Source organism: Methylobacterium sp. Leaf88, from assembly GCF_001422795.1.
In the GTDB taxonomy this organism is placed as follows: Bacteria; Pseudomonadota; Alphaproteobacteria; order Rhizobiales; family Beijerinckiaceae; genus Methylobacterium.
Genome location: NZ_LMMK01000007.1, coordinates 1 through 253 on the forward strand (window position 1 = coordinate 1; position 253 = coordinate 253).

Genomic DNA, 253 nt, shown 5'->3' on the forward strand with positions numbered 1-253 from the left:
TGGCCACCCCGCGACGGTGCCGTTCACGCCGGGTCGCGTCGACACCCGGCAGGAGCTGACCGATATCGAGATGTTCACGTGGCTCAAGCCCGTCGTCGACGGCTTCCGCAACTACGTGGCGGAGGACTTTGCGGCGGTCGCACCGCGCGTCTCGCCCGAGGAGCTCTTCCTGGACAAGGCGTACCTGCTATCCCTCACGGCCCCCGAATGGGTGGCCCTGGTGGGCGGCCTCCGGGCCCTCGGAGCCAATCAC

At 69.2% G+C, this 253-nt stretch carries 1 pseudogene; it reads left to right on the forward strand.

The features are described from left to right. A pseudogene (locus ASF20_RS04265) lies at nucleotides 1–253 on the forward strand (peroxidase family protein); the annotation flags it as partial.